Source organism: Actinomyces sp. zg328 (assembly GCF_009829635.1).
Classification (GTDB): domain Bacteria; phylum Actinomycetota; class Actinomycetes; order Actinomycetales; family Actinomycetaceae; genus Actinomyces; species Actinomyces marmotae.
In genome coordinates this window covers 162795-182316 of record NZ_VWPE01000002.1, presented here as the reverse complement: position 1 = coordinate 182316, position 19522 = coordinate 162795, and the positions used below count along the sequence as shown (strand labels likewise).

Here is a 19522-nt window from a genome sequence, read left to right as displayed (position 1 = left end):
GGCGCGCGCCCTCATGCGAGCAGCTCGCGGTGGATAGTGGTGTCCCCCGTGAGCTCGGGATGGAAGGCGACCCCGATGATCCGCCCGCCCGCGCCGGTCTGCTCGACGCCGACGACGCTGGGCGCCTCATCCGGCCGCTTGGGATCCGTCCACGTGGACAGCGCCTCCACGCCCTCCCCCATGCGGGTGATGCGCGGCGCCCGGATGAGGGCGGCCCGCACCTGCCCGCCGCGCCACGGCAGGACGGCCTCGGCGGAGTCCACCTGAGGACCGAAGGCGTTGCGCTCGACGTCGACGTCCAGCACGCCCAGGCGCGCGAGCAGGATGAGGCCCGCGCAGGTGCCCAGGGTCGGCACTGCCCGAGCGGTGTCAGCGAGGGCCCGCGTGAGGTCGAAGGCGGCGAGCAGGCGCAGGAGGGCGCTGGATTCCCCTCCCGGCAGGATGAGCGCGTCCAGACGGTCCAGGTCGCCAGCGCGGCGCACGAGGACCGCCTCGCTCCTGAGCTCCTCCACCATCCGGGCGTGCTCAACCACCCCGCCCTGGAGGGCGAGGACGCCGACGCGCCGGCTCACCAGCCGCGCTCCGCCAGGCGGTGGGGCGCGGGGAGGTCGGCCACGTTGATGCCGACCATCGCCTCACCCAGGCCCCGGGAGACCTCGGCGATGACGGCGGGGTCGTCGTAGGCGGCGGTGGCGCGCACGATGGCGGCGGCGCGGGCGGCCGGGTCCCCGGACTTGAAGATCCCCGAGCCCACGAAGACGCCATCAGCGCCGAGCTGCATCATCATGGCGGCGTCGGCCGGGGTCGCGATGCCCCCGGCGGTGAACATCACCACGGGGAGGGCTCCGGTGCGCGCCACCTCGGCCACGAGCTCGTAGGGGGCGCGCAGCTCCTTGGCGGCGACGTACAACTCGTCGGCGGGCAGGCCCCGCAAGCGGGCGATCTCGGCGTTGATCGTGCGGATGTGCCGGGTGGCCTCGGAGACGTCGCCGGTTCCAGCCTCGCCCTTGGAGCGGATCATGGCCGCGCCCTCGGCGATGCGGCGCAGGGCCTCCCCGAGGTTGGTGGCCCCGCAGACGAAGGGGACGGTGAAGGGCTGCTTGTCGATGTGGTTCGCGTAGTCGGCCGGGGAGAGCACCTCGGACTCATCGATGTAGTCCACGCCGAGGTGCTGGAGGACCTGGGCCTCGACGAAGTGCCCGATGCGGGCCTTGGCCATGACCGGGATCGAGACGGCGTCGATGATGCCCGCGATGAGGTCCGGGTCGGACATGCGGGCCACTCCCCCCTGGGCGCGGATGTCCGCAGGCACGCGCTCAAGCGCCATGACGGCCACGGCGCCGGCCTCCTCGGCGATGACGGCCTGCTCGGGGGTGACGACGTCCATGATGACGCCGCCCTTGAGCATGTCGGCCAGGCCGCGCTTGACGAGTGGGGAGCCGGTGGTGGAGGCGGGTACTGAGTGGTCAGCGGGGTGCGAGGTGCTTGTGATGGTGGTCATGGCGTGATCCTCCCCGCTCTTGTGGCCCATTGATGAGTCCACATCTGATCGATTCTCATGGACCACCGCTACCCTTGCGGTCATGACCGCGAATCGACAGGCGCCCCGGGCGCGGCGGGAGGAGCCCACCGGGGCGCTCCCGGGGCTCCCGGCACTCCCGGGGCTCCCCGGGCGGCCGGGGCGGGAGCGGCCGGCCGCGGGGAGGTCAGTGCCGCAGCGGATCGTCGCCGACATCCACCAGCGGATCACCTCCGGCCTCCTCGCGCCGGGCGATCGGCTCCCGTCCTCCCGCCGGATGGCCGCCGAGCTGGGAGTTTCCCGAGGCAGCGTCGTGGCCGCCTATGAGCAGCTCATCGGCGAGGGCTACCTCATGGCGACACATGGGGGCACGCGCGTGGACCCCGCGCTCCCCCGCCCCGCCTCGCCCACCGCGTCCAGGGCCCGGTCAACCGCCGCGGCCCCCGGCCCATCCGCGCTGAAGCCCGGCACGCCGGACGCCTCGGATGTGACGTCAGCGCTGTGGCGGGCGGCCTGGCGCGCCGCCGCGGCCGATCCTCGGCCCCATCCGCCGCGGGGATCGGAGGAACTGCGCGAGCTCCTGGCTGAGCACATGCGCCTGACCAGGCGCGTCACGATCGATCCCCACCGGATCCTCGTCACCGCGGGGGCCCGTGATGGCCTGCGGCTCATCCTCTCCGCCCTGCGCGTCGCGGGGAGGATCGGCGTCGAGGACCCCGGCTACCCCTCCCTTCGCGCCATCCCCGGCCTGCTGGGGTGGCGCGCGCGACCCCTGGCCATGGACGCCGACGGCGCGCTGCCCGAGTCCCTGGAGGGGGTCGAGGCGGCGCTCCTCACCCCGAACCACCAGTTCCCCACCGGTGGGCGCATGCCCGCGGTGCGGCGCCACGCGCTCCTGGCCGCGGCGTCGTCGAGAGGGACGCTGCTCATCGAGGACGACTTCGACGCCGAGCTCCATGAGGCGCCGGCGCCGCTGCTCGCCTCGGGGACCGACGGGCCCGTGGCCCTGCTGGGGTCGTTCTCGCCCAGCCTTACTCCCGCCCTGGGGCTCGGCTGGGCCGTGGTCCCCGAGGGGCTCGTCGACGATGTCGCCCAGCGCTGCGTCCCGGTGTCTGGGATCGTCCAGGACGCGATGACCCGCTACCTCCGCCAGGACGGCCTGCGCCGCCACGCGGCCAGGGCCCGCCGCCTCGACCGGAGGCGGCGCGGGGTGTTCCTCGAGGTCTTCCCCTCCGGCACCCCCATGGAGGGCGGGCTGCACGCCGTCGTGCCGCTAGCCCCGGGCGCCGATGAGGCCGCCGCCGTGGCGAGGGCCCGGGCGGCGGGGCTCGGCGTTGAGGGCCTGGGCTCGTACTGGTCGGTGGAGGGAAGGGGTGGTTGGCCGGGGATCGTCCTGGGCCTGGGCAGTCGCTCGCCCGAGCGGCTGCGCGAACTGCTCGACGCCCTCCGGGAGGCGCTGGGGCCCGGGGACATCGCCGACTGAGCGCCCCGGGCGGGTCCGTGCGGCGCCGCGCGCGGGTGGGCCACCCAGGACTCCCCCCCCCAGCGGCGGGCGGGGCCCGCCCCCACCGCGTCAGCAGCGGCGCCGCTGAAGCACCTCGGCGAGGAACGCGCCCGTGTGGGACCCCGCCACCCTCGTGAGCTGCTCGGGGGTGCCGGTGGCCACCACGGTGCCACCGCCCTTGCCCCCCTCGGGGCCCATGTCGATGACCCAGTCGGCATTGGCGATGACGTCGAGGTTGTGCTCGATGACCACCACGGTGTTGCCCTTGTCCACGAGTCCCTGGAGCACCTCCAGGAGCTTGCGGATGTCCTCGAAGTGCAGGCCGGTCGTCGGCTCGTCCAGCACGTAGATGGTGCGGCCGGTCGAGCGGCGCTGCAGCTCGGTGGCGAGCTTGACGCGCTGGGCCTCCCCGCCGGACAGCGTGGTGGCGGCCTGCCCCAGGCGCACGTAGCCGAGCCCCACCTCCACGAGGGTGCTCAGGTGCCGGGCGATGATGGGCGTGGAGGAGAAGAACTCGGCGGCGCGCTCGATCGTCATGTCGAGAACGTCGGCGACGGTGTGGTCCTTGTAGCGGATCTCGAGGGTCTCGCGGTTGTAGCGGGCCCCGTGGCAGGCCTCGCAGGGGACGTAGACGTCCGGGAGGAAGTTCATCTCAATCTTGAGGGTGCCGTCGCCCTTGCAGGACTCGCAGCGCCCGCCCTTGACGTTGAAGGAGAAGCGGCCGGGCCCGTAGCCGCGGACCTTCGACTCGGGCACGGCGGCGAAGATCTTGCGGATGTGGTCCCACACGCCGGTGTAGGTGGCGGGGTTCGAGCGCGGCGTGCGGCCGATGGGCGACTGGTCGACGTGGACGACTTTGTCGAGCTGGTCGAGGCCGCGCACCGTCTTGTGGCGCCCGGGCACGCCATGGGCCCGGTTGAGGCGGTTGGCGAGCACCTGGAAGAGGATGGAGTTGACCAGCGAGGACTTGCCGGAGCCTGACACCCCGGTGACGGCGGTGAGCACACCCAGGGGGAAGGCGACGGTGACGTCCCTCAAGTTGTTCTCCCGGGCGCCGACGACGGTCACCTGACGTTTCTTGTCAACGGGCCGGCGGGCGGGTGGGATCGTGATGCGGCGGCGCCCGGCGAGGTAGTCGCCCGTGCAGGAGTCCTCGGCCTCCAGAAGGCCGGAGAGCTCGCCCGAGTGGATGACCTCGCCGCCCTTCTCCCCTGCCCCGGGCCCGATGTCGACGATCCAGTCGGCCGAGCGGATGGTGTCCTCGTCGTGCTCGACGACGATAAGCGTGTTGCCCAGGTCGCGCAGCCGGGAAAGAGTCTCGATGAGACGGGCGTTGTCCCTCTGGTGCAACCCGATGCTGGGCTCGTCGAGGACGTAGAGGACGCCGACCAGCCCGGAGCCGATCTGGGTGGCCAGGCGGATGCGCTGGGCCTCGCCGCCAGAGAGGGTGGCGGCGCCGCGAGAGAGGCTGAGGTAGTCCAGTCCGACATCGACGAGGAAGCCCAGGCGGGCGTTGATCTCGGTGAGCACGGAGGAGGCGATCTGCTTGGCCTGGCCGGTGAGCTCCAGGCTGGCGAGGAAGTCTCGGCACTCCCCCACGGGAAGGTCGCAGAGCTCAGCGATGGACTTGCCCCCCACGCGCACGGCGAGGACCTCGGGCTTGAGGCGCGTGCCGGAGCACACCGGGCAGGGCACCTCGCGCATGTAGCCCTGGTAGCGCTCCTTCGACCACTCGGACTCGGTCTCCTCATGCTTGCGCATGACGTAGCTGAGGACGCCCTCGAAGCCGGTGGAGTAGACGCGCTCACGCCCCCAACGGTTGCGGTAGCTGACCTTGACCTCGTAGTCCTTGCCGCGCAGGATCGCGTCCTTGGCGCGCTCGGGAAGGGCTCGCCAAGGAGTGTTGATGTCGAAGCCGAGCTCGGCGCCGAGCGCGGACAGTGTCCGGTCGAAGTGCTTCTGGTGGATGGTCCAGGGGGCGACGGCGCCCTGGGCGAGGGTGAGCTCCTCGTCGGGGACGACGAGGTCGGGGTCCACCTCGAGGCGCACGCCGATTCCGGTGCACTCGGGGCAGGCGCCGTAGGGGGCGTTGAAGGAGAAGGTCCGGGGCTCCATCTCGTCCAGGGCGAGCTGGTGCTCGTTGGGGCAGGCGCGCTTCTCGGAGTAGCGGTGGAGGCGGGCGGGGTCGTCCTCGTCGCGGTCGACCTCCTCGATGATGACGAGGCCATCAGCCAGGCCGAGGGCCGTCTCCACGGAGTCCGTGAGGCGCCCCCGGATGCCCTCGCGGACGACGAGCCGGTCGATGACGACCTCGATGTCGTGCTTGAGGCGCTTGGACAGCTCGGGCGGGGCATCGAGGCGGTGGATGCCGCCGTCGACCCTCACCCGGTTGAAGCCGCGCGAGCGCAGCTCCTCGAAGAGCTCGGTGTACTCGCCCTTCCGGCCGCGCACCACGGGCGCGAGCACCTGGAAACGCGTCCCCTCGGGCAGGGAGCGGACCCGGTCGACGATCTGCTGGGGGGTCTGGGAGGAGATGACGGCGTCGCAGACGGGGCAGTGCTGGATGCCAGCGCGCGCGTAGAGCAGGCGCAGGTAGTCGTAGACCTCGGTGACGGTACCGACGGTGGACCGGGGGTTGCGGGAGGTGGACTTCTGGTCGATGGAGACCGCTGGGGACAGTCCCTCGATGAAGTCGACGTCGGGCTTGTCCATCTGGCCGAGGAACTGCCGGGCGTAGGAGGACAGGGACTCCACGTACCTGCGCTGCCCCTCGGCGAAGATCGTGTCGAAGGCAAGGGAGGACTTGCCGGAGCCGGAGAGCCCGGTGAAGACGATCATCTTGTCGCGGGGCAGGTCGAGGCTGACGCCCTTGAGATTGTGCTCGCGGGCTCCACGGATGATGAGGGTGTCGTTCACGGGCGCGAGTCTAGGGGCAGGCCGGCGTCGTACGTGTGTTCGACTCGCCACGTCAGGGTTGGTCTGTGCCATGGCTCACGCGCGCGCCCCCGGGACGATAGGCTGCCGTCATGAGCAAGATCTTCGCCGTCGAGTACACCTACGTCACCGGCCGGGATGAGGAGCTGTCCGCCATCCGCCCGAGCCACCGCGCCTTCAACGGGGCCCTCGCCGATCAGGGCCGCCTCATCGCCGCGGGCCCCTACACGGGCACGAACAAGGCCCTCATCATCGTGCGCGCCGAGGACGCCGCCGGCGCCCTGACCCTCCTCGACGATGATCCCTTCCAGAAGGCCGGGCTTATCGCCGAGCGCGCGCCACGCGAGTGGAACCCCGTCATCGGGACGATCTCATGACGAAGGCCCCCCAGGACTCCCAGTTCGCGCGGCCCAGGTCGCTCACGGGCAGGCTCCTGCTGCGCGGGATGAACAAGGGGCATCGCCCCCTGCACCTGTGGGGCCTGGAGGGGCTCGGCGTCCAGCCCGATGAGCGCGTCATCGACATCGGATGCGGCGGCGGCGCCATCCTCAAGCGGCTCCTGGGTCTGACCCGCCGGGAGGTGGCGGGGATCGACCACTCCGCTGACGCCGTCCGGACGTCCCTGGCGCTCAACCGCGCCGCCGCCGAGACCGGCCGCCTTCGCGTCCTGGAGGCCCCCGTCGATCGGATCCCGATGCGCAGCGGTTACTTCGATGCCGCCACGGCCTTCGAGACGCTCTACTTCTGGTCCGATCAGCTCGCGGGGCTGGCGGAGGTCCATCGCGTCCTGCGCCCCGGCGGGAGGCTGCTCATCATCAATGACTACGCCAGCAGGGAAGCGGCGGGCTTCTGGGCGGACCGCTTGGACATGAGCGTTCCCGACGGCGAGGAACTGTCCGCGCTCGCCTCCCAGGCCGGCTTCACCAAGGTGGACTGGGACCTCCACCCCCGCCGAGGCTGGCTGCGGGTGCTGGCGATCGCCTGATCGGGCGCCTCAGCCCCGCGGGCGGGCGCGGCGGCGCATCACGTGGACCGCCTCCATGCCCGCGACGACCGCCGCGGCCATCGCGGCGACGATCAGCCATGTCGTGCTGGTCGGCCAGGCCAGGAGGAAGAAGCGGCGCACGGGCGGGATGACGACGCCGAGCACCGCCAGCGCTCCCATGAGAGCCACGAGCCCGAGCCGCCACCCCAGGAGCGGGCGCGCGGTGAGGGTGAGCAGGGCCAGGCCCGCCGCGACGAGAACGAGGGTGGTGCCGGAGGTGATCTGCTCAAGCGGGAGCCCCGCGGCCCGCAGCCAGGTGCGCGCGGCGAGCGTCCCCACCCCCGCGACGACGCCCGCGGGCACGGCCAGGGTGAGCACGCGCCCGAGGAATCCCGCGCGGTAGCGCTGGTTGGTCGGCGCCAGTGCCAGGACGAACGCCGGCACTCCGATGGTCAGTGAGGAGACGATGGTGAGCTGCCGGGGCAGGAACGGGTAGGGGATCGCCGTGATCGCGACGGCGACGGCGATGAGGGAGGCATAGACGGTCTTGGACAGGAACAGCGAGGCGATGCGCTCGGTGTTCGCCATGACGCGCCGCCCCTCGGCGACGACCCCGGGCAGGGCAGAGAACCGGCCGGTGAGGAGGACGAGGCGCGCCACGGCCTTGGTGGCCGGCGCGCCATTGCCCATGGCGATGCCGAGGTCGGCGCGCTTGAGGGCCAGGGCGTCGTTGACGCCGTCGCCGGTCATGGCCACGGTGCGCCCGCGCGCCTGGAGGGCGGCGACGAGGGCCTTCTTCTGCTCGGGGACGACGCGGCCGAGCACTTGGGCGTCGGCGACGGCGTCGGCGAGGCGCTCCAGGTCGGCGGGGTCATCAGCGGTGGTGGGCAGTTCACGGGCGTCGAGGACGGTGAGCCCCTCGCCGTCGGAGCGGGTGATGCCGGCCGCCCGCGCGACGGCGGCGACGGTGACCGGGTTGTCCCCGCTGATGACCTTGACATCGACGCCCTGGGCCCGGAAGTAGGCGAGGGTCTCGGGGGCGTCGGGGCGGACCTGCTCGGCGAGCATGACGAGGGCGGCCGGGCGCAGGCCGCCGGGGAGCGCGTAATCAGCGCCGCTCTGGCCGCAGGGCTGCTCGGAGCGGGCCAGGGCGACGACGCGGGCGCCGGTGGCGGCCGCCTCGCGGACCCGCTCAAGGGCGAGACACCGGTGCGGGGCGTCGTCGGGGCAAGCGCCGAGGACGATCTCGGGAGCGCCCATGATCCAGGTGATCCCGTCGATCACGACGGCGGACCACTTGCGCCGGGAGGAGAAAGGCACGAGGCCCTCGCTCACGGGGGCGGCAACGCGGGCGGGCTCGATGCCGGGCAGGCCTTCGCGCAGGGCCAGGGCGGTGGCGTTGGCGTCGCCGCCGGCGGCGAGGGCGTCGAGCGCGGCGAGGGCGGGCGGGTCGGCGGGCCCGCCGTCGGGGGCGGTGACGTCGCGCAGGGCGATGCGGCCGGTGGTGATCGTGCCGGTCTTGTCCAGGCAGAGCGTGTCGACCCGGGCCAGGACCTCCACGGCGGGGAGCTCCTGGACGAGGACCTTCTGGCGGGCGAGCTTGAGGGAGGCCGTGGCGAAGTTGACGCTGGTGAGCAGGACGAGCCCCTGGGGGACCATGCCGACGACACCGGCGATGCCGGCGACCATCGCGGGGCGCCAGGCGCCTGACTCGATTGCTGCGGACAGCCCCCCGGCCTGGCGCATCTGCGACCAGATGAGCAGGAGCGCCACGGGCACGATAACCCAGGAGATCCAGGTGAGGACCCGGTTGGTGCCGTCCTGGAGCTCGGAGCGCACGGTGGAGAACTGGCGGGCCTCGCGGGCGAGCCGGTGGGCATAGGCCTGAGCGCCGACGGCGGTGGTGCGCATGAGCGCGGCGCCGGCCGTCACGGTGGTGCCGGATAGGACCCGCCCGCCCTCCTGGGGCCGGACGGGGTCGGACTCCCCGGTGAGGATGGACTCGTCGACCTCGAGGCCGTCGGTGGCCAGGATGGTCCCATCGGCGGGGATCTGCTCTCCCGAGCGCAGGCGGAGCACGTCGTCGAGGACGACATCGGCGACGTCGATCTCGCTCTCGGCGCCGTCTCGGATGGCGTGGGCGCGGGGCGCCTCCAGGACGGCGAGGCGGTCGAGGGCGCGCTTGGCGCGGATCTCGGCGATCGTGCCGGTGGAGGTGTTGAGGATGAGCACGAAGCCGAACAGGGCGTCGGCCCAGTGCCCGATGAGGAGGATGAGGACGAGCGCGGCGCCGAGGATCGCGTTGAAGATCGTCAGGACGTTGGCGCGCAGGATGTCCAGCGCGGAGCGTGAGGTGGTCTCCTCGTAGGCGTTGGTGAGGCCGTCGCGGACGCGGGCGGCGACCTCCTGGCTCGTCAGGCCGCTGGTGCCCTCGGCGGCGGTGGCCCTCATCGCCCCACCACCGCCCGCTCGGCGGGGGCCTCGGCCTGCTCGCGGGCCTGCCGCTTGGAGGCGATGACGGAGGCGATAACGGTGATGAGGATGACGACGACGATGAAGCCGAGCGAGATGGGGATGGATGGCTCGGGGATGGCCTCCCAGTGCTCGCCGCCGTTGATGAGGCCGAGCTCGTTCTCATGCAGGGCGTGGTTGATGAGCTTGAGGCCGATGAAGCCGAGGATGGCGGCCAGGCCGTAGTGCAGGAAGACGAGGCGGTCGAGGAGGCCGTCGATGAGGAAGTAGAGCTGCCTCAGGCCCAGCAGGGAGAAGGCGTTCGCGGCGAACACGAGGAAGGGCTCGGCGGTCAGGGAGTAGATCGCGGGGATCGAGTCGATGGCGAACACGACGTCGGCGGTGCCGATGGCGATGATGCACAGCATCATGGGGGTGATCATGGTCCTCCCGCCATGACGGTGGAGGACCTTGCCGCCGACGAAGCCGTCGGTCATGGGGACCACCCGGGCCACGAGCCGCACGAAGCGGGACGGCTCGTAGTCGTCGGCGTCGTGGTCGTCGGGGTCCTCGACGCCCTCGCGCGCCTGGGAGATCGCGGTCCAGATCAGCCAGGCCCCGAAGACGTAGAAGATCGCGGAGAAGCTCTCGATGAGGGCGGCGCCGACGAGGATGAAGATGAGGCGCAGCACGAGCGCGATGACGATGCCCGCCAGCAGCACCTCCTGCTGGTACTTCCTGGGCACCCGGAAGGCGGCGATCATGATGACGAAGACGAAGAGGTTGTCGGCGCTCAGGGACTTCTCGACGATGTAGCCGGCGAAGTACTCGCCCCCGTAGCGGCCGCCCCAGATGGCCCAGACGATGCCGCCGAAGACGACGGCCACGGCGATGTAGGCGAGTGACCACCAGGCGGCTTCCCTCATCGTGGGCTCATGCGGGGTGCGCACGTGCCCGACGACGTCGATGGTGATCATGGTGAGGATGACGGCGGCGAGCGCCAGCCATCCGAGGGAGTGGACGTCCACGCGGGTACCTCCGGTACGGACTCGAGTACCGAAGGTCTCCTCCCGCCAGCATCGCTCCCGGCGCGGGGCGACTGGCCTGCGGCGCCGGGGGCCGGCGGCCCGGGGCCACTGGTCTGCCGTGATGACGACGCCGCTGTTGGTGGGAGTACTCCCCTCCGACATGTGCGGTTGCGCCTCGCAGTCTAGCGGCCCGGCCACCATGGGTCGCGAGTCGATCGCTCCTCAGTCGTGTGATCCGCGCCGAGGGCCATCCCGGCGCCGCGCGGGCCCGCGGGCGCCGCCGGCCCTCAGGCGTCGTTGAAGCGGTAGAGGCGCCAGGTGAGGCCCCGGCCGTCCTTCCACTCCCTGGCCAGGGTGGCCACGCCGGCGCCGTTTTCCCACATGCCCGGGTACGCCTTGTCCACCGCGTCCGCGGGGGCGCTGTCCGGGGCGCTGACGAGCGCGTAGAGGACGGAGGCGCCGCCGGGATCCGCCAGGCGATCCTCGAAGTCGCGGTCGGTCGTGATCGTGAAGACCTTAGGCTCCTGGGAGGCGAGGATGATCGGGAAGGAGTAGGCGACATCAGTGATGACCGCCCCCTCGCCCAGCCCCATGCTCTTGATGTCCCGGGCGACAGCGGCCTCCATCCCGTACTGGTCGCCGCCGGCGACCTCACGCGCCAAGACCTCTTCACGCCCGAAGCGGGGGTCGGCCTCTGTGACCCAGGCGAGGGGAAGCACCAGCACCACCGCGGCCACGAGGCCGACCGCGAGGGCCCGCCGGGCCCGCCGCCCGCGCGCGCCGCTGCCCACCGCCGCGACGAGGTATCCGGCGGTGAGTATTGCCAGGGGCACGGCCGCGATCTGGAAGCGGATCCATCCGAAGGACATCCCCCGCAGGAAGGCGAGGTTCTGGAACAGCAGGATCGATCCGAAGACGAACACCGGGGCAAGGAGGGCCGGCTCGCGGCGCCGCCAGGCCACGACCAGGGCGATGATCGTCAGGGGGATCGCCAGCGGCGCCGTACGGAGCAACTGCTCAGAGACATAGGCCAGCTGCGCGCCGCCGCCCGTCCCGACGATGCCATCGATGGAGGCCCGAAAGGCCCCGACCTGCGCCGAGTTGCCGTACTGGGAGGTGAAGGTCTCCAGCCAGGAGCCGACGACGATTTTGCTGGCCAGCGCCCACAGGCCGAACGCCGCGGCGATGGGCGCGATGACCAGCGCGACGTCGAGGCAAGCGATGCCGATGGCTCCGTCACCGCCCTTCCGCCCGCGGGAGCGCCACCACGAGGCTCCTGCCACGAGCACGGCGATGGCCGCGCCCGCCGCCAGCGCCTCGTAGCGCACAAGGTAGGCGACCCCGGCGCCCACCCCCACCTGGACCAGCAGCCAGGGCTTGGGGTCTCCCAACCACAGCGCGAGCCGCACGGCCATGAACGCGCAGGTCAGAAGGAGCATAGCCTCGCTGGCTCCCGTCGTGGCGCCAAGCAGCACCAGGGGATGGAGGGCGAAGGCGGCGGTAAGCAGGATGCGCGCCGGGCCATGGGAGCCCAGAAGCGCCAGTAGGCGGTGCATGAGTCCCACCGTCACCGCCCCGCACGCCACGGACACGAGGCACCCCGCCACGGCCTTGGAGGCCAGGGTCGGCCAGATCGGCGTGAGCAGGAGGAGGGGGATGACGGCCAACGAGGGCAGCGGGTTCCACACGAAGCCGATGGCGGCCAGGTGCGGATCCCGGCTGCGCATCGTGTAGTAGCCGTTGGCGACGCGGCTCATCGCGTCGGGGAAGATGAGGTCGTGGGCGCTGAGCCACCAGCCCACCCCGAGGTAGAGGACGAGCGCCGTGGCGACGACCCCCCACCCGATCCTCCGCTGCCTCCTTCGAGCGGGGTCAAGGCGATGCCTGGTCATGCCGCCACCCCCGCGGTCTGCGCGGCCTGGGGCGCCTCAGCCTTGTGGAGGCCGTGCGCGGTCTTCTCCCAGTAGGAGGGCGCCGTGATGAGTTGCAGCACCGCCTTGACCGCCGCCAGCCACATGAGGATCCAGTACAGCGGCATGAGGAGCGCGGGGATGAGGAGCCCCAGGCGCTCCATCTGCCGGGCGGTGAACAGCCCCATGTACAGCACCGCGAGGTTGCCGAGGATGAGGCTGACCATGCCCAGGTAGTAGATGGCTGGTGGGAACAGGGCCGCCACCGCCGGGTCGTGGGAGGTGAACCAGACGACCGTCAGGGCCCAGAAGAACCCGTTGAGCGCTGAGAGCAGCGGCGTGCCCGCGATGAAGATGACGAGGCCGACCATGCCCCTCGCGCCGAGCTGGCGGTTGACGAGCCCAGGCCTGCGCATGTGGACGAGGAAGGTCTGCAAGTAGCCCTTGTACCAGCGGGAGCGCTGGCGCACCCAGTTGATGGCGTCGGGGTTGGCCTCCTCCCCCGTGTCCGAGTCGAGGACTCCCACCTGGTAGCCGGCCCGGGCCAGGCGCAGCCCCAGGTCGGCGTCCTCGGTGACGTTCCAGGGATCCCAGGCCCCAACCCGCCGCAGCACGTCGGAGCGGAAGTGGTTGGAGGTGCCGCCCAGCGGGATCGGCGCGCCGAGGGCCACGAGCCCGGGCAGGAGGTTGCCGAACCATGATCCGTAGTCGAGCGCGAACCAGCGGGTGAGAAGGTTCTGGTCGGCGTTGTAGAAGCCGAGTCGGGCCTGCACGCAGGCGTAGCGGGGCCCGAGCCTCCTCATCGCGACGACGGCGCGCAGCAACTGGAGGGGATCGGGCGAGTCCTCGGCGTCGTAGATCGTGCACATGCCGCTCTCGGAGATGAGGAAGCCGTAGTTGCAGGCCTTCGGCTTCGTGCGCGGCTCGTGGGCGGGCACTCGCACAACGGTGACGTGCCGGCCGAGGGCGAGCCCGGAGGCGGCCGCGTTGGTCTCCTCGTCGTCGGCCTCCAGGAGGAGGCGGATGTCGAGGAGGTGGCGGGGGTACTCCAGGCGCTCCAGCCTCGCCACGAGCTCGCCGAGAAGGGGCTCGTGGAAGACCGGGACGAGCACGGTGTATCGGGGCAGTTCGGCATGGGGCACGGCGCGCGCCTCCTCATCGCTCACCGTGACGACATGCCCGCCCTTGGCTCCCAGGTGGAACAGGGCGAGCCGGTAGACGAGCGCGATGCCGTAGACGGCGGTGACGATGGCGACGACGGCGATCCCGGTGGCCCTCGGGACGAAGACAAGGCCGAGGATGACCAGCGCGACGGCGGCAATAAGCGCCACTCGCTGCCAGGCCACCAGCACTCCCCTGGCGGAGTACTCGGGCGCCGCCTCGGACAGGCCGTAGCAGGCGAGGTCCAGGGCCCGCTCGCCCTGGTCGACGAGCTCCTCGGGATCGGGCAGGTCGATGACGTGGCGGTCCCGCCTGGGCAGGACACGGACGTTGCTCACGCGAACCACCCCCTGGCCACCGCGGCCAGCGCAATGGCGGCGAGCGCGGGGACGACGAGGCGCGCGGGTACGATCCGCTGGAACTGCCGCCGTGGGGCGGGGCCGTTGGCGACGATGAGGGCCAGGGCCGCCAGCGCGCACAGCGCCAGCGCGATCATCCCGAGCATCACCGAGCCGAGAGAGGGGACCAGGCTCAGGCCCAGGGGCGCGATCGCGGGGGCGAGCCAGGAGGTCTCGCGGGTCCCCACGACCCACAGCGCCAGGCCCAGGCCCGCCGAGGCGGCGGCGAGCACCGCGGCGGCCTGATGCGTCGCGGTGTCCCAGTGCGTGATGATCCACGCGGCGGTCACGAAGCCGCCGACGGCGAGGATCCGGTCGAGATCCCGGTCGTCGATGCGGGGCTGCTTGCGGCGCGTCATCACGAGGGCGAGCGCGAGGATCACGGCGCCGATCCTCCACATCCGGGCGCCCGCCGTGATGGCCGGCCCGGGAACGAGGAGGATCGCGATCAACGCGATCATGGTGAGGATGAGGAGGTGCGGCACGAGCCGCGGGATCTTGAAGGCGCGTGAGGGCGGGCGCGCTGCCGCCAGGCCGGGACTGCTCATGGGAGGGGCGGGCTCTTCTGTTGGAGGGGGATGCCGTCAGGGAGCAGCAGAACGAGATGGGGAAGCGGGCAGGGTCCCGCCTCTCGGGATGATAGCGGACAACCCCGCACATGGCGAGCGATTCGTTACTGCCCCGTGAATCCTCTGTGATACACGTGTTTCCGCGCCCTCCGCTCATGGTCTGAGGACCGCGGCGGCGCCATGGGCGGCAGCGGGTCAGCTCGTCTCCCGCATGGCGCGCAACTCCTTCTTCAGGTCCTGGATCTCATCTCGCAATCGCGCGGCGAGCTCGAACTGGAGGTCAACCGCCGCCGCGCGCATCTGCTCAGTGAGCTCGGTGATGAGAGCGGCGAGATCGCCCTGCGCCGCCCCGGCGAGGCGCTCGCGGACCGTGGCCTCGGCGGCCTTCTTACGGCCTTTGCGCGCCGAGGCCTCCTCGTGTCCCCGATACCCGCCGGCGAGAAGCTCGGCGGTGTCGACGTCCTCCCGGGCGAGCATGTCGGTGACATCCGCGATCCTCTTGCGCAGGGGCTGGGGGTCGATGCCGTTGGCCTCGTTGTAGGCGAGTTGGAGGGCGCGGCGGCGCTCGGTCTCCTCGATGGCCTCCGCCATGGCGGGGGTGGTGGTATCGGCGTACATGTGGACCTCGCCGGAGACGTTGCGCGCCGCGCGGCCGATGGTCTGGATGAGGGATCTCGTGGAGCGCAGGAAGCCCTCCTTGTCGGCATCGAGGATGGACACCAGCGAGACCTCGGGCAGGTCCAGGCCCTCGCGCAGGAGGTTGATGCCGACGAGGACGTCGAAGCGGCCCTGCCGGAGCTCGCGCAAGAGCTCGACACGCCGCAGGGTGTCGACGTCGGAGTGCAGGTACTCCACGCGCACGCCGCGCTCGGCCATATAGGTGGTCAGGTCCTCCGCCATGCGCTTGGTGAGCGTGGTGACCAGGACGCGCTCGTCCTTGTCCACCCGCTGGCGCACCTCCTCAAGGAGGTCGTCGATCTGCCCCTGGGTCGGCTTGACGACGATCCTGGGGTCCACGAGCCCGGTGGGGCGGATGATCTGCTCGACCACGCCGTCGGAGCGCCGTGTCTCGTAGTCACCGGGGGTGGCGGACAGGTAGACGGTCTGGCCGATGCGGTTCTCGAACTCCGTGAAGGTCAGCGGTCGGTTGTCCAGGGCGCTGGGCAGGCGGAAGCCGTGGTCGACGAGGGTGCGCTTGCGGGACGCGTCGCCCTCGTGCATGGCGCCGATCTGGGGGACGGTCACGTGCGACTCGTCGATGACGAGGAGGAAGTCCTCGGGGAAGTAGTCGAGCAGCGTGTTGGGCGGGGTGCCGGGGCTGCGCCCGTCGATGTGCATCGAGTAGTTCTCGATGCCCGAGCACATGCCGATCTGGCGCATCATCTCCAGGTCGTACGTGGTGCGCATGCGCAGGCGCTGGGCCTCGAGGAGCTTGCCGTCGCGCTCGAGGACGGCCAGGCGCTCGGCGAGCTCGGCCTCGATGCCCTCGATGGCGCGGCTCATGCGCTCGGGCCCGGCCACGTAGTGGGAGGCGGGGAATACGAACACCTGCTCGGCGGGGGCGATGACGTCACCGGTGACGGGGTGGAGGGTGGCCAGGGACTCGATCTCATCGCCGAAGAACTCGATGCGGATGGCGAGCTCCTCATACATGGGGATGATCTCGACGGTGTCCCCGCGCACGCGGAAGGTCCCGCGGGTGAAGTCGATGTCGTTGCGGGTGTACTGCATGCCGACGAAGCGGCGCAGGAGCTCGTCGCGGTCGATCCGGTCGCCCACCGCCAGGGGAGTCATGCGGTCGACGTACTCCTGGGGCGTGCCCAGGCCGTAGATGCAGGACACCGAGGAGACCACGACGACGTCGCGGCGCGTGAGCAGGGAGTTCGTGGCGCTGTGGCGCAGTCGCTCGACCTCGTCGTTGATGGAGGAGTCCTTCTCGATGAAGGTGTCCGTCTGGGGGACGTAGGCCTCGGGCTGGTAGTAGTCGTAGTAGGAGACGAAGTACTCCACCGCGTTGTTCGGCAGGAGCTCGCGGAACTCCGCGGCCATCTGCGCGGCCAGCGTCTTATTCGGCTCCAGGATGAGGGTGGGGCGCTGCGTCCTCTCCACGAGCCAGGCGGTGGTGGCGGACTTCCCGGTGCCGGTGGCACCGAGCAGGACGATGTCCTTCTCCCCCGCGCTCAAGCGCTCGGCGAGCTCATTGATGGCGGTGGGCTGGTCGCCGCTGGGCGTGTACTGGCTGACCACCTCGAAGGGCTTGTCGGTTCGACGCAGGTCGGTGACGGGGCGCATAGGCTTTAGGCTACTGCTGCGCGCTTCCCCTGCTCGACGACGGTCAGTCTTCCGCGCGGTCGGCACGATCGGCGGGCCGCCGCCCCCGCGGCCCAGTGGGGGTCAGGACAGGGCTGGCTCCACCCGGTCCTCCCACATCCGGGTGACGGCGTCGGCAAGGTCCTGCTCGCCTCGATCATTGGGCAGCACGATGTCTGCCAGGCAGCGGCGCCGCGCGTCACTGGCCTGGGCGGCGATCCGCCGCAGCGCGTCCGCCTCGTCCATCCCGCGCCGGGCGAGCCGGGCGAGCCGCGCCTCCAGGGGCGCTTCGACGACGATGACGCAGTCGAACAGGTCGGCTATGCCGCTCTCGGCCAGGAGCGGCACGTCGTAGACGGCGACCCTGCCCGGGGGCACGGCCTCCAGCCGGTAGGCGGCCAACTCGGCGATGCGAGGCAGGGTGATGGCGTCCAGGCGCGCCCGGGCGGCGGGGTCCGCGAAGACGCGGCCCGCCAGCACGGCCCTGTTGAGGGAGCCGTCCGCGGCGAGGATGCCGCCCCCGAAGGCCGTGGTCGCTTCCGCCAGGGCCTCGCCACCGGGTGCGAGGACCTCCCGGGCGATCGCGTCGGCGTCGACGACGCCCGCCCCATGCTCGGCGAGGAGGCGGGCGACGGTGGACTTGCCGGTGCCGATGCCGCCGGTCAGGCCCACGCGCAGGGCGCGCTGACCGCGGGGGGCGGCCGGTCGGCCCATCCCGGCCGCGAAGGCGCGCCCACGGGCGAGGAGCTCCGCCCGCTCCCTGATGAGGGCGAGCAGGGCTCGCTCGCCCGTGCCGGGGGGAAGGGATCCGGGGGCGGGCAGGCCGAGGATGGCGCCCGGTTGGGAGGGCGCCGCGGGATCAGCGAGGGCGAAGGGGTGCCCATGAGCCCTCAGGCGCCCCACTAAAGAGGCCGCGATCTGCCCCTCCCACAGCCTGATCGCCGTGTCAGGCCGGCGCGTCATCGGTGGCCGCTAATCCGGCGGCACGGTGCCGGCCTCCCCGGCCGCGGCCGTAGGGGGCGATCCTCTCCTCAACGGCGCTCAGGCGGGCCTCGACACCCTCGGGGGCGCGGCCCACCTTGCCGAGCTCAGAGCGCGCCTTCCGGCAGGTCTCGCGGGTGGGGGCGGCCAGGGTGTTGTCCTCCTCGACGTCCTGGGAGGTGCGCTCGGCAAGATCGGTGAGGAGCAGGGCCGAACTGGCGTGGTCCCCGATGGCCTCGACGAGCACCGTCAGGCGCTCGCTCATGCGGCTGGTGCCCCAGTCATTGAGGATCGCGCCGACCCGGCCGGCGTGCTCGCGGGCGGCGGAGGCCTCGTGGCGCTCGGAGGCCGCTCGTCCGGCCGTCACATAGGAGGCGCAGGCGATCTCCTGCCATCCCTGGGACAGGCACAGCTCCGCCGTGCGCAGCGCCTCGCCCTCCGCTCGCTCGTAGGCTCCCAGGGCGAGCAGAAGGCGGGCGAAGACGACACGCAGCTCAATGACGACCTCGAGCTGGGTCTCATCGATGCCCGCGGCAAGGGAGTCGCTGACCATCTCCGCGGTGCGCATGGCCCGCTCGCGCACCGCGCCGAGGCCGTAGCCGCGGGCGAGGACGAGCAGCTCCTGGGTCTCCTGGATGAGGGCCGCGCGGTTCGCGGCGGTCTCGGCCCGCCCGCCGAAGCCACCGGTCATAGTGCCGTAGGAGCGGTTGCGCAGGCTGGAGGCCTCGGCAGCCATGCGCGTCTCGATGCGCTCCGAGACGCCATTGCCGCCATTGCGCTCGTCGAAGATTCGGGCCAGGACTCGGGCGAAGGTGGTGGCCATGTCGTAGGCGTGGGCGACGGTGTCCCAGCCTGTCAGCACGAGCTCGGGCCCGGGCTCGGAGCGCAACTGCACGGCGGCACCCAGCGCGTTCTGGCCGTAGCCGGCGCGCCCGGCCTCGCGCAGGACCAGCGCCATGCAGGCGGCGGTGTTCATCAGGGTCCAGGCGGTGGACTGCGAGCCGTCCTTGAGGTCGGTGTGCCGCATGACGGCCATGGCCCGCTCCCACTGGCCGGCCAGGGCCATGTACTCCAGGCGCCGGCCGAGCACGCGCAACCGCTGCCAGCCCGGGATCTGGAAGCCATCAAGGGTGGCGAGCGCGTCCTCGCCCTCGACCCGGCGGTCCTGCGCGAGATACGGCAGAAGGCTGGAGGACAGTCCCTCGGCCGCTGCAGACGGGTCGGCGATCTTGCGCAGCGTGGCGGAAGAGGCGGTGCGGATGACGCCGGAGAAGTCATCGTTGAAGGTGGCCGCCGCCAGGGTGACTCGCGGATCGACGTCCCCCATGGAGAAGAGCCTGGCCTCGCGGAGCTCGCTAAGCGCCTCGGCGCGCTGGCCGAGCGCCGCGCACATCTCGATGCGGGCGTAGCGCGTCGGCGCCTCGGAGGCGCCCGCCACGCGCCGGATGCCGATGCAATGGCTGATCGCGGTCTCGATCTCATCCCTGCTGAGCCGGGGGTCCTCGGCGAGCGCCACGAGCGCCGCGCGGTCGACGGCGGCGAGGGCGTCCCCCAGCCCGGAGTGGCGCAACTCCTCCCGGCTGCCGGCATCCGTGGGATCGGAGCCGTCGAATGCCGAGGTCACAGCGGCGAGGAACGCTGCCGCCCCGGAGGGGGACCTCGGTTCCCCGATACCGCGCAGGGCCTCGGCGTCGTCGGACCAGCTCATCATCCTGCCTCTCAGGGGTTGACTGCGGCGGCAGGTCACCGCCCTGGTTCAGCCTCGCATAGAG

The 19522-nt window shown here is 71.7% G+C and carries 14 protein-coding genes; 3 read left to right on the top strand and 11 right to left on the bottom strand.

Annotation, left to right across the window (positions count from 1 at the left end; all coding sequences use genetic code 11):
• Positions 1-11 precede the first annotated feature (11 nt).
• Both pdxT and pdxS read right to left on the bottom strand, forming a co-directional pair.
• Positions 12-572, bottom strand: coding sequence for a pyridoxal 5'-phosphate synthase glutaminase subunit PdxT (gene pdxT, locus GVV75_RS02080; RefSeq protein WP_236266028.1), 561 nt, complete (start codon positions 570-572; stop codon positions 12-14).
• Positions 569-1501, bottom strand: a complete 933-nt coding sequence (gene pdxS, locus GVV75_RS02075) for a pyridoxal 5'-phosphate synthase lyase subunit PdxS (RefSeq protein ID WP_159813264.1) — start codon at positions 1499-1501, stop codon at positions 569-571. Before pdxS ends, pdxT begins: the two co-directional genes overlap by 4 nt.
• 82 nt (positions 1502-1583) lie before the next feature.
• On the opposite strand from pdxS, the gene pdxR reads away from it, so the two are divergent.
• Complete coding sequence (gene pdxR / locus GVV75_RS02070) at positions 1584-3002, top strand: MocR-like pyridoxine biosynthesis transcription factor PdxR (RefSeq protein ID WP_159813263.1); 1419 nt, start codon at positions 1584-1586, stop codon at positions 3000-3002.
• Positions 3003-3092: 90 nt separating this feature from the next.
• On the opposite strand, the gene uvrA is transcribed toward pdxR, so the two are convergent.
• Positions 3093-5939, bottom strand: a complete 2847-nt coding sequence (gene uvrA, locus GVV75_RS02065; RefSeq protein WP_159813262.1) for an excinuclease ABC subunit UvrA — start codon at positions 5937-5939, stop codon at positions 3093-3095.
• Positions 5940-6049: 110 nt separating this feature from the next.
• Here uvrA and GVV75_RS02060 point away from each other — a divergent pair, with 110 nt between their 5' ends.
• The gene (locus tag GVV75_RS02060; RefSeq protein WP_159523008.1) at positions 6050-6334 is read left to right on the top strand and encodes a YciI family protein; all 285 of its coding nucleotides are present in this window, start codon (positions 6050-6052) and stop codon (positions 6332-6334) included.
• Positions 6331-6942 carry a class I SAM-dependent methyltransferase gene (locus tag GVV75_RS02055; protein ID WP_159813261.1) on the top strand — a complete coding sequence of 204 codons (612 nt, stop codon included), beginning with the start codon at positions 6331-6333 and terminating at the stop codon, positions 6940-6942. The genes GVV75_RS02060 and GVV75_RS02055 overlap by 4 nt, the downstream gene beginning before the upstream one ends.
• Positions 6943-6951: 9 nt before the next feature.
• Here GVV75_RS02055 and GVV75_RS02050 read toward each other — a convergent pair whose 3' ends face one another.
• The 8 genes from GVV75_RS02050 to GVV75_RS02015 all read right to left on the bottom strand — a co-directional run bounded on the left by GVV75_RS02050 (position 6952) and on the right by GVV75_RS02015 (position 19458).
• The gene (locus GVV75_RS02050; protein WP_159813260.1) at positions 6952-9393 is read right to left on the bottom strand and encodes an HAD-IC family P-type ATPase; all 2442 of its coding nucleotides are present in this window, start codon (positions 9391-9393) and stop codon (positions 6952-6954) included.
• Complete coding sequence (locus GVV75_RS02045) at positions 9390-10421, bottom strand: TerC/Alx family metal homeostasis membrane protein (RefSeq protein WP_159523014.1); 1032 nt, start codon at positions 10419-10421, stop codon at positions 9390-9392. The genes GVV75_RS02050 and GVV75_RS02045 overlap by 4 nt, the downstream gene beginning before the upstream one ends.
• Positions 10422-10708: 287 nt before the next feature.
• On the bottom strand, positions 10709-12313 hold the full coding sequence (locus tag GVV75_RS02040) for an ABC transporter (protein ID WP_159813259.1): 1605 nt from the start codon (positions 12311-12313) through the stop codon (positions 10709-10711).
• Complete coding sequence (locus GVV75_RS02035) at positions 12310-13830, bottom strand: glycosyltransferase family 2 protein (protein ID WP_159625375.1); 1521 nt, start codon at positions 13828-13830, stop codon at positions 12310-12312. The genes GVV75_RS02040 and GVV75_RS02035 overlap by 4 nt, the downstream gene beginning before the upstream one ends.
• Positions 13827-14438, bottom strand: coding sequence for a hypothetical protein (locus GVV75_RS02030; protein ID WP_236266027.1), 612 nt, complete (start codon positions 14436-14438; stop codon positions 13827-13829). Before GVV75_RS02030 ends, GVV75_RS02035 begins: the two co-directional genes overlap by 4 nt.
• Before the next feature lie 216 nt (positions 14439-14654).
• Positions 14655-16751, bottom strand: a complete 2097-nt coding sequence (gene uvrB / locus GVV75_RS02025; RefSeq protein WP_159625377.1) for an excinuclease ABC subunit UvrB — start codon at positions 16749-16751, stop codon at positions 14655-14657.
• A 102-nt stretch (positions 16752-16853) separates the two neighbouring features.
• Positions 16854-17732: a dephospho-CoA kinase gene (gene coaE, locus GVV75_RS02020; protein WP_236266026.1), complete on the bottom strand. Its 879-nt coding sequence runs from the start codon at positions 17730-17732 to the stop codon at positions 16854-16856.
• Positions 17716-19458 (bottom strand): hypothetical protein, encoded by a 1743-nt coding sequence (locus GVV75_RS02015; RefSeq protein WP_159813258.1) that lies wholly within the window; start codon positions 19456-19458, stop codon positions 17716-17718. Before GVV75_RS02015 ends, coaE begins: the two co-directional genes overlap by 17 nt.
• Positions 19459-19522: the final 64 nt, after the last annotated feature.